The sequence below is a fragment of the Neoroseomonas rubea genome (genome assembly GCF_016106015.1).
Taxonomy (GTDB): Bacteria; Pseudomonadota; Alphaproteobacteria; order Acetobacterales; family Acetobacteraceae; genus Neoroseomonas; species Neoroseomonas rubea.
Map to the genome: position 1 here is coordinate 1 of NZ_JACADQ010000143.1, position 9,881 is coordinate 9,881.

Genomic DNA, 9,881 nt, shown 5'->3' on the forward strand with positions numbered 1-9,881 from the left:
GGCCGCGCAGCCAGGCCACGGTCCCCGCCAGCGCCGCGATGTCGCGCCGCAGCTTGGTGCCCTGCCCGCTCAGCGCGTGGCCGACCGCCTTGCCGAGCAGCCGCCGCGCCTGGCGCAGCCCTTCGCGCCGCGCTTCCGTCGCCCCTTCCCGCTTGGCGAGGAAGCGCAGCCGCGACCAGGCCATGTGGCGCGCCTTGAGCCGGTCGATCGCCGCGGAGGGCGCGCTCGACCGGCCGCCCTCGTGCAGCACCTCGGCCGCCGGCACGAGGACGAGGCCGTGCCCGCACGCCCGCGCCGCGGCGCAGAGATCGTCATCCTCGAAATAGAGGAAGAAGCCTTCGTCGAAGCGCAGGCCCGCGGAGATCCGCAGCAGCAGGCAGGCGCCGGAGAGAAATTGGGCGCAGAGCGGGCCCTCGGGCCAGGGTTCCTCACCGCGCCGGCGCGGCATCCGCCGCCGCATCGCCTGACCCGCATCCCATGAACGGACACGGCCGCCTTCGCGGTCGAGGATGATCGGCGCGAGGATCGCCGCGTCCGGCCACGCATCGGCGGCGGCGACCAGCGTCGCGACGGCCTCGGCCGAGAGGCGTGCGTCGGGGTTCACCAGCAGCGCGAACTCGGTCGCAACGGCATCGAGGCCGAGATTGCAGCCGGCGCCGAAGCCGCGATTGGCCTCGCAGCGGATCACCTCGGCACCGGCGGCGCGGGCGAGCAGCGCGCCGCCATCGGTGCTCGCATTGTCGACGAGGATGAGGCGCAGCCCGGCCGGCAGGGCGGCGAGGAAGCCGGTCAGCGCCGAGGCGCTTTCATGCGCGACGGTAATCGCCGTGACGCGGGACAGGAAAGCCGAACTCATCTTGTCGAAGTCTAGCGCGGTTTCCGCGGACCGCACGCCACGCCCGACAGGCGACGGCGATCACGGCGGGACAGGACGGTCGATCTCATCCGGTGGGCGGGCATGCCGTGGCCCGGACAGCCCGCACGACAGGCCGGCGCCCCGCCCGCAAGGCCGAGGCCAACCGCCGGCACCGGCCCGAATCACGCCATGCGCCCGCACGGCCCGCCGTTCCGCGACTCATCGCGCCAGCCGCACGAAGGACGCGCCGCTGCCTGGCCGGCATGTCGCGACCGGTCGGGCGCGCGGCCGACGCCCGACGCGTCAGCCGGCGAGGCCACGCAGCGCGGCGCAGATCCGCTCCACCTGCCCGTCCGTCAGTTCGGGATACATGGGAAGGCTGAGGACTTCCTCCGCCGCCTTCGCCGTCTCGGCGCAGCCGGCGGGGCCGAGGGGCGTGCGGTCCTTGTAGGCGGATTGCAGATGGACGGGCACGGGATAGTGGATGCCGGTGCCGATGCCTTGCGCCTTGAGGCGCGCCTGCAGCTCGGAGCGATGCTCGCTGCGCAGCACATACTGGTGGAAGACATGCGCAGCACCGGGCCGGCGCGCGGGCGGGGCGATCGGGCCGCCGGCCAGCGCCGCGTCATAGGCCGCGCCGATCGCCTGCCGGCGCGCATTGCCGGCATCGAGCGCGGTCAGCTTCACCCGCAGGATCGCCGCCTGCACCTCGTCCAGCCGGGAATTCACGCCGACCATCGAGGAGATGTAGCGTTCCTTCCAGCCATACTGCCGGATGGCGGCGATGCGCTCGGCCAGCGCCGCGTCCCGCGTGGCGAGCACGCCGCCATCACCGAGCGCGCCGAGGTTCTTCGTCGGATACAGGCTGAAGGCCGCCGCCGTGCCGAGCGTGCCGAGCTTCGCCCCGCCCAGCGTCGCGCCATGGCACTGCGCGCAATCCTCGATCAGCGGGATGCCGCGCGCCGCGCAGGCCTCGAGCATCGGCGCAAGGTCCACCGCCTGGCCGTAGATGTGGACGGGGATGACGGCGCGGATCGGCGGCAGGCCCGGAGGCGGATGGTCGAGCACGCTCAGCAGCTCGTCCGGGTCCATGGTGTAGGTGTCGGGGTCGATGTCGAGCAGCAGCGGCGTCGCCCCCACCATCTCCACCGCCGCGACCGTCGCGACCGCGGTGTGGGAGACGGTCACGACCGTCATGCCGGGCCCGATGCCGAGGCCGCGCAGAATCAACGCGAGCGCATCCGTGCCATTGGCGCAGCCGACGGCGTGCTGGCCTTCGCCGAGCCAGGCGCCGAACTCGGCCTCGAAGGCCGCGCCTTCCTTGCCGAGGATGTACCAGCCGCTCTCCAGGGCACGCTGGACGGCGGCGTCGATCTCGGCCTTCTGGGCGCGGTAGCCGGCGCCGGGGTCGGCCTGGGGGATCATGGCGAGGGTGGGCGCGTTCATGGGCGTGGCCTTACAGATAGTCGGCGAGGCGGGGACGATACCATGCGAGGGAGCGGGAGAGCCCCTCATCCAGGTCGACCTTCGGCGCCCAGCCTGAAGCGTTTCGGAAGGCGCGGTCGTCGGCGGCGTAGGAGCCGATGTCGATCGGCGCGCGGTCGGCCGGGAATTCCTTCGTCACGAAGGACCCCTGCCCGCCATTCGCGGCGATCAGGCGCTGCGCGAGGTCGGTGAGCGAGACGGGCGGGCTCCCGCCGATGTTGAAGACCTGGCCGGCCAGCGCCGGTTGCGAGGACTTCTCGGCGGCAATCAGGAAGGCGTCGGTCACGTCGTCGGCATAGGTCAGGTCGCGCAGCTGGGCGCCGCCCCAGACCTCGAAGGGCTCGCCTTCCAGCACGCGGCGGATCCAGATGCCGAGGAAGGTCTGCCGCGCGTCCCGGATGCGCAGCCGCGGCCCGTAGCAGTTGGTCAGGCGCAGCGAGACGACCGGGCGGTGATGCACCCGCTGCTCGAGCAGCCAGTACTGTTCCCCCGCCCATTTCGACACGCCGTTGGCATCGGGCGGATTGACCGGGTGCAGTTCGTCGACCGGCAGGCTGCGCGGGCGGCCGTAGAACTGGCGGGTGGAGGCGTGCACCACCGCCGCCTTCGGCGCCACCTCGCGCATCACGCCGATCAGCCGGACCTGGGCGACAGCGTTGATGGCGATGTCCGCGACCGGGTCCTTCTGCCCGCCCATGTGGCTGGTCTGGGCGGCCATGTTGAACAGCACGTCCACGCCCTCGCAGAGGGAATGGAGTTCCGTGTCGCGGATGTCCCCGCGCACCAGCAGCACGCCCGCGCCTTCGAGGTTGCGGGCCGAGGCGCCGCCATCGGGCATCATGGCATCGAGCGCGGTGACGCGCGCCCCGAGCCCGGCCAGCGCATGGCAGAGGTTCGAGCCGAGGAAGCCCGCGCCGCCCGTCACCAGCACGCGGCGGCCACGCCATAAGCCAGGGGTTACCATCCTGCGGTCGATCCTTTCGAGTATCGCGACGGTGGCCCCGGAATGCGGCGGAATGTCGCCGCGCCCGGGGCCGCATTGCGATGCGCCCGCGGGATACGCGATTCCCGCGCCGCGCGCACGCCGGTCCGATCAGTCCCCCTGTCGCCGGGCGCCATGGTCGGCGCCGAGCACCCGCCGGGTGCGCATGATCTCGGCGAAGCCGAAGAGCAGAAGCACCTGGCCGGCGACCACCTGGATCGAGGTGAGCAGCCGGATGCCGTCGTCATGCGGCGTGACGTCCCCGTAGCCGACCGTCGCCTGGGTGACGAGGCTGAAATAGAGCGCATCCGGGAAGGGCAGCGGCACCGGCCCCTGCGGTCCGTGGAACAGCGGCACCATCGAGAGGCCCTGCGCGATCCGGTAGAGGCAGGCGAAGACGATCACCAGCATCGCGTACATCGCCAGGAAGGCGACGACCGGCACCAGGATGCGGGATGCGCGCCCGGCCAGCTCCTCGGTGATCAGCGCCATGTCGGTCAGCAGGCGCACCACGCCGCCGACGGACGCGGCGACGATCACCGCGATCACGCCCATGGCGCCGATCAGCGCGGCCCCCTGGTCGAACACCGGCAGCCGGTTGACCGGCAGCGCCAATGAAAAGGCGCCCACCGCCCAGACCGGGACGAGCCAGCGCGCCATGCGCGGCAGGTGGCCGAGGTCGAAGGGGTGCTCCTGCTCCGCCACCATGCGCAACGTGCGCCGCCGTCGCCAGACAGCGACAAGGAAGGCGAAGACGGGCAGCAGGAAGGCGATCGCGCGCGCCGGCCCCGGCGCCTCGGGAAAGCCCGCGCGGCCCATCACGGCGTACAGGCAGGCATAGACCGCGAGCCCGGCCGAGGTGCCGAAGGCGAAATGCAGCCCGTGCGGAAACAGCAGGTAGAGCGTGCCGAGGCCGAGCGCCGCGACTCCGATGACCATGAAGGGGAAGATCGTCCCCTGGTCCGCCACGCCGCCCGCGACAAGCAGCCCGAAGCCGAGCGTCATCGCGACCGAGCGCAACCAGCCCTGCGGCAGGCGGCGCGGCGGGGCGGCCGCGCTCACGCCGCCGGCGCCAGCGCCACGCCGGTGATCTCGACCTTCCAGGCGGGATCGACGAGCGGCGCCTCGATCGTCATGCGCGCCGGCTTGTTCGCGGGGTCGAGCCAGGCATCCCAGGCCCGGTTCATCGCCGGCGCGTCGCGGATGTCGGCCAGCACCACCGTCACGGAGACCAGCGCGCGCTTGTCTGTCCCGGCCTCGGCCAGCAGGGTGTCGATCTGGCGCAGGATGTCCGCGGTCTGGCCCTCGGCATCGAGCGTCGCATCGTCCGCCACCTGGCCTGCCAGCCAGACGAATCCCCCGGCGACCACCGCGCCGGACAGGCGCCCCTCCTCCGCCAGTCGCCGGATCATCATGTCGTCACTCCCTTCCAGGCCGCAGATCGGCCATATGCGCCAGCGGAGGTTCATCCCATGCGGCCGATTCTCGCCAACCTCATTCTGGCCAGCCGGTGGCTCGCCGCGGTCTTCCTGATCGGGCTGACGGTGGCGCTCGGGCTGTTCGCCCTGCGCTACCTGACGAAGCTCTGGAAGTTCGGCACCACCGTGTTCAGCGCGCCGGAGGACCAGGCGCTGCTCGACCTGCTGCATTTGCTCGACTGGACGCTGGTCGCGGCGCTGGTGGTGATGGTCATCCTCGCCTCCTGGGACAGCCTGGTGCAGCCCTTCGGGGAAGGGACGAAGGCGGAGGGGATGTCGTGGATCCGCAAGCTCGACCCGGGGAACCTCAAGGTGAAGCTGGCGGGGTCGATCGTCGCGATCTCCTCGATCCAGCTGCTGCAGATGTTCATGCGCGGCGACGGCTATACCGACCGGACCCTGGCCTGGGCGCTGGGGCTGCACATGGTGTTCCTGGTGGGCGCGCTGGTGCTGGCGATCACGGACCGCATCGCGGCGGGGACGAAGGCGTCCGGCAAGGAGTAGAAGGCTGCGCCGCGACGGGATGAATCCGCGGAATCCCTTAGCCTGCCGACTTCACGCGACACATGAGGTCAGGCCCCGAAGATGCCCGTCCGACTCGCGTTTTTCTTTCGTGAAATGCGGAAATGACCTTCGTTTCGGATTCGATTCTGCTTGCCTTGCGAGAATGTCGCGCATTGATATTCGCCTATAGGTTGATAACAGGACACTGAACGCCAGCCATGAGCGCATTCGGCCCGTCGGCGCGAAGCCCCAAGCGCCTCGACAATGTCGTCCGCGACCGTCTCCGGACCTGGCCCCAGCGGCCCCCCGGCGCCTCCGCCCTCGGCGAGGAGGGCGCCTGGATGCGCGGGCGACCAAGCGAAGGCGAGCCGATCGCCCAGCCCTACCTCAAGATCCCCGGCTCCGACCGGATGCGGACGATCCCGGACGGGCTCTGGCTGCATTTCGGCGGCACGGCGGAGGACCCCTATGCGGACATCCTCTGCATCGAGGCCTGCTCGACCTACCAGAACCTGCTCGACAAGCGGTCCCGCTTCGCGCCGTCGACCGTCGCGCTGCTGGCCCATTGCCCGCTGGCCTGGCTGCTCGCGCCGTTGCAGGCGAACGACACGACGCCGCGCTGGGCGATCATTCCCTTCCTTACGGCCACGCCGGCGGCCGGGCTGACTCTCCCGGTGCGCGACCTGCGGGTGCTCTATGGCCTGCAGCGGGACCAGTATGACGGCTTCGCCCGCCACCAGGTGCCTCACCCGCACGAGTATTTCTGCCCGATCGAGGCGCTGACCGCGCATGAGGGGCACGCGAACCCGGCGATGCGGTCGCTGCTCCGCCGCGCCTCCGCGGCCGCCGCCTTCATGGTTCCGCCCTGAATCCGGGCAGCGCCGCGCAAGGGTTGGGCAGATTCGCTCACGGGCAGCCGCCCTGGTCACTTGCCGCCCTTGCCCTCCCCCGTCGCCTTGCCGCACAGAATGCCGGCAACAGGCGTTCAGGGAGACAGAACCGATGGTCCCAGGCTTCACGCGGCGCACCGCCCTCCTCGCGGCGGGCGCCATCCTCGCCGCCCCCCATGTGGCGCGCGCCCAGGCGCAAAGGTTGCGCCTGACGCTCGACTGGGCCTTCCAGTCGCCCAACGCCTTCGCGCTGCTCGCCCGCGAGAAGGGCTATTTCCGCGAAGCCGGCATCGACGTGACGATCGACCGTGGCCAGGGTTCGGGCGGCGTACCGGTGGCGCTCGCCGGCGGCTCCTACGATATGGGCTATGCCGACCTGAACCCGGCCATCCGCTTCATGGCGGAAAACCCCGACCGCGGCATCGTCGCCGTCGCCGTGCTGCACGACCGGAGCCCGCTCTGCGCCATCGTCCGCGCCGATGGGCCGATCCGCACGCCCAAGGACCTGGAAGGCAAGCGGCTCGCCGCACCCGACTTCGACGCGGGACGGCAGCTGTTCCCCGCCTTCGCCAAGGCCGCCGGCATCGATGCCAGCCGCGTGACCTTCATCTCCGTCACCCCCGCGCTGCGCGAACCCATGCTGGTCCGCCGCGAGGCCGATGGCGTCACGGGCTTCGTCACCACCTCCGCGCTCGCGCTCAAGGGCATCGGGCTCGACCACCCGGCGCAGCGGGTCATGATGTACTACGACCACGGGCTGAACCTGTATGGCGGCGCCATCCTGACCACCCGCGCCTTCCTCGAGCGCAACCCGGCCATCGTCCGCGGCGCCGCCGCCGCCCTGATGAAGGGCTTCCGCGAGACGGTCCGCAACGGCCAGGAGATGATCGACACGCTTCGCCGCGTCGAGCCGCTGACCGATGTCGCGTTGGAGCGCGAGCGCCACCAGCTCAACCTCGAGCGCGTGATCATGAGCGACCATGTGCGCGCCAACGGCCTGTCCAGCGTCGACATGACGCGGCTGCAGACGGGCATCAGGGCGGTGGAGGAAGCCTACAACCTCCAGCCGCGGCTGCAGGCAAGCCAGATCTACACGCCGGATTTCCTGCCGCCCGCCGCGGATCGCGCGATCTGACAAGGGCGGGGGAGGAGAACCTCTCCCGCTGTCAGTCTCCAGGAGACAAGGAAGGTTGAGGGGGGGCCGGGGGGAGAAGTTCCCTTCTCCCCCCGTCTTCTTCCGGCACGCCACGTGCCAGGACCAATCCCATGACCCTTGCCGCCCGCCCCTTCGTCCAGATCGACAACGTCGCCATGCGCTATGGCGGCGTGGAGGGCACGCTCGCCCTCCGCCAATGCAGCCTCGATGTCGGGGAGGGGGAGTTCGTCGCCGTCGTCGGGCCATCGGGCTGCGGCAAGTCCACCCTGATGCGCCTCGTCACGGGTCTCTGGCCGCCGACCGAAGGGACGGTGATCGTGGGCGGGGGGGAAGTCGCCGGGCCGCTCTCGATCGCGGGGATGGCCTTCCAGAACCCCACGCTCCTGCCGTGGCGCAACATCCTCGACAACGTCATGCTGCCGCTCGAGGTGGTGCAGCCGCACCGCAAGCAACTCCGCGCCCAGCGCGGCATGTATGAGCGCAAGGCCCGCGACCTGCTCAAGCTGGTGGGGCTGGCGGGGTTCGAGGCGAAGTTCCCCTGGCAGCTTTCGGGCGGGATGCAGCAGCGCGCCTCGCTCTGCCGCGCGCTGATCCACGACCCGCGCCTGCTGATGCTGGACGAGCCCTTCGGCGCGCTCGACGTCTTCACGCGGGAGGATCTGTGGGACGTGCTCCAGGATGTCTGGATCGCGCGCAAGCCGACGGTCATCCTCGTCACCCACGACCTGAAGGAAGCGGTCTATCTCTCGGACCGGGTGCTGATCATGTCCTCGCGCCCCGGGCGCATCATCGCGGAGCGCACAGTGCCCTATCCCCGCCGCCGCAGCCTGGACCTGACCTACCAGGCGGAGTTCCAGGCGATCGTGCACGAATTGCGCGACCGCATCTCGGACGCGCGCAAGGCGGAGGCCGCCGAAGATGCCCGCTGACGCCCCGCGCAGCGCGGAAGCCCTGGCCGACGCCGCCCGCCGGCGCCGCCGGCTGGAACGCGCCCTGCCCTGGCTGGTGATCGCGGGGATGTTCCTGGTGTGGGAAGTCCTGGTCCGCGCCTTCTCCATCCAGCCCTTCATCCTGCCGGCACCCACCCTGATCGCCGAAAGCATGGGCAAGTGGTGGCAGCCCCTGCTGTCCAACGCCTGGGCGACGCTGGTCACGACCGTGATCGGCTTCCTGATGGCGGTGGTCTTCGGCCTCGCGCTCGGCGTCGCGATCGGGTCCTCCGTCCTGATCTATCGCGGACTTTATCCGCTGCTCATCGCCTTCAACTCGGTGCCCAAGGTCGCCGTCGTGCCGATCCTGGTGATCTGGTTCGGCGCGGGCTTCTGGCCGGCCGTGCTGACCGCCTTCCTGATCTCCTTCTTCCCGATCGTGGTGAATGTCGCGACGGGCATCGCGACGGTGGAACCGGAGTTGCGCGACGTGCTGCGCGCGCTGGGCGCCAAGCCGCGGGACATCATCACCAAGGTCGGCCTGCCGCGGGCCATGCCGTACTTCTTCGCCTCCCTGAAGGTCGCCATCACCGTCGCCTTCGTGGGCTCCATCATCAGTGAAACGGTGGCGGCGAATGAGGGGATCGGGCATCTGATGCTCGTCGCCTCCTCCCGATTCGACGTGCCGCTGGTCTTCGCCGGCCTGATCGTCACGGGCGTGATGGGTGTGGCGATGTACTGGGTTGCAGTGACGATCGAGGAGCGGACGACGGGATGGGCGACGCGCGGGCAGAACGATCCGAGGCTCGCGACGGGGGGATGAGCCCGCCGGCCATCCGGCTCGGCATGCTGACACCCTCCTCCAACACCGTGCTTGAACCGGCGACCGCGGCGCTGCTGGCGGGCACGCCCGACATCACCGCGCATTTCCAGCGCCTGCGCGTGCTCTCGATCACGCTCGAGGGCGGCTCGACCGGGCAGTTCGACGCGGCCCCCATGGTCGCGGCGGCGGAAATGCTGGCCGATGCCAAGGTGCACGCCATCTGCTGGAACGGCACCTCGGGCGCCTGGCTCGGGCTGGATGCCGACCGCGCGCTCTGCGCCGCCATCACGGCCGCGACGGGCATCCCCGCGACGACCGCGACGCTCGCGCTGCATGACGCGCTGCGCGCGCTCGGCGCCCGGCGCGTCGGGCTGGTCACCCCCTATCTCGGCAGCGTGCAGGCGGCGATCCTCGCGAACCTGGCGGAAGCAGGCTTCGATCCCGGGCCGGAGCGGCATCTGGAGGATCCCGGCAACTACTCCTTCGCCGAGCATGCGGACGATCTCGTCGCGCGCCTGACGGCGGAGGTCGCGGCGGAAGGCTGCGACGCCATCGCCATCCACTGCACGAATTTCCGCGGCCTGAAGGCCGCCGCCGAGGTCACCGCGGTGCCGGTGCTCGATTCCGTCGCGGTCGCGCTGTGGGGCGCGCTACGCGCGGCAGGCGCGGCGCCGTCGCGGGTGGCGTCGCTCGGGGCGCTGGCCGCCATCGGCTGAATCGCGGGCCACCGGGGGCACCCTTCGGGCCGGCGGCATGGCGCGCCGCACCAGCGTGCGGC

General features: G+C 71.0%; 11 protein-coding genes. 6 read left to right on the forward strand and 5 right to left on the reverse strand.

The annotated features are described in order from the left end of the window. From HW577_RS14210 to HW577_RS14230, 5 genes are all read right to left on the reverse strand, one after another. A partial coding sequence (locus tag HW577_RS14210; protein ID WP_198376795.1) for a glycosyltransferase family 2 protein occupies positions 1-856 on the reverse strand: 856 nt, incomplete at its 3' end. A gap of 303 nt (positions 857-1,159) precedes the next feature. Next, a complete protein-coding gene (locus tag HW577_RS14215; protein WP_198376796.1) occupies positions 1,160-2,302 on the reverse strand; it encodes a DegT/DnrJ/EryC1/StrS family aminotransferase in 1,143 nt (380 codons plus the stop codon). A 10-nt stretch (positions 2,303-2,312) separates the two neighbouring features. Then, positions 2,313-3,305 (reverse strand): NAD-dependent epimerase/dehydratase family protein, encoded by a 993-nt coding sequence (locus HW577_RS14220; protein ID WP_198376797.1) that lies wholly within the window; start codon positions 3,303-3,305, stop codon positions 2,313-2,315. A gap of 129 nt (positions 3,306-3,434) precedes the next feature. Next, on the reverse strand, positions 3,435-4,385 hold the full coding sequence (locus HW577_RS27060) for an ion channel (RefSeq protein ID WP_198376798.1): 951 nt from the start codon (positions 4,383-4,385) through the stop codon (positions 3,435-3,437). Continuing rightward, complete coding sequence (locus HW577_RS14230; RefSeq protein ID WP_198376799.1) at positions 4,382-4,738, reverse strand: RidA family protein; 357 nt, start codon at positions 4,736-4,738, stop codon at positions 4,382-4,384. Before HW577_RS14230 ends, HW577_RS27060 begins: the two co-directional genes overlap by 4 nt. Positions 4,739-4,795: 57 nt before the next feature. On the opposite strand from HW577_RS14230, the gene HW577_RS14235 reads away from it, so the two are divergent. The 6 genes from HW577_RS14235 to HW577_RS14260 all read left to right on the forward strand — a co-directional run bounded on the left by HW577_RS14235 (position 4,796) and on the right by HW577_RS14260 (position 9,819). After that, entirely contained in the window at positions 4,796-5,305 is a 510-nt protein-coding gene (locus HW577_RS14235; RefSeq protein ID WP_198376800.1) for a YqhA family protein, read from the forward strand. Positions 5,306-5,646: 341 nt separating this feature from the next. Further along, positions 5,647-6,174: a hypothetical protein gene (locus tag HW577_RS14240; protein WP_232474935.1), complete on the forward strand. Its 528-nt coding sequence runs from the start codon at positions 5,647-5,649 to the stop codon at positions 6,172-6,174. Between the two features lie 133 nt (positions 6,175-6,307). Continuing rightward, positions 6,308-7,330, forward strand: coding sequence for an ABC transporter substrate-binding protein (locus HW577_RS14245; RefSeq protein ID WP_198376802.1), 1,023 nt, complete (start codon positions 6,308-6,310; stop codon positions 7,328-7,330). A 131-nt stretch (positions 7,331-7,461) separates the two neighbouring features. Beyond that, positions 7,462-8,280, forward strand: a complete 819-nt coding sequence (locus HW577_RS14250; RefSeq protein WP_198376803.1) for an ABC transporter ATP-binding protein — start codon at positions 7,462-7,464, stop codon at positions 8,278-8,280. Then, positions 8,270-9,103, forward strand: coding sequence for an ABC transporter permease (locus HW577_RS14255; RefSeq protein ID WP_198376804.1), 834 nt, complete (start codon positions 8,270-8,272; stop codon positions 9,101-9,103). Before HW577_RS14250 ends, HW577_RS14255 begins: the two co-directional genes overlap by 11 nt. Next, a complete protein-coding gene (locus HW577_RS14260) occupies positions 9,100-9,819 on the forward strand; it encodes a maleate cis-trans isomerase family protein (RefSeq protein WP_198376805.1) in 720 nt (239 codons plus the stop codon). The genes HW577_RS14255 and HW577_RS14260 overlap by 4 nt, the downstream gene beginning before the upstream one ends. The last annotated feature ends 62 nt before the right edge of the window (positions 9,820-9,881 follow it).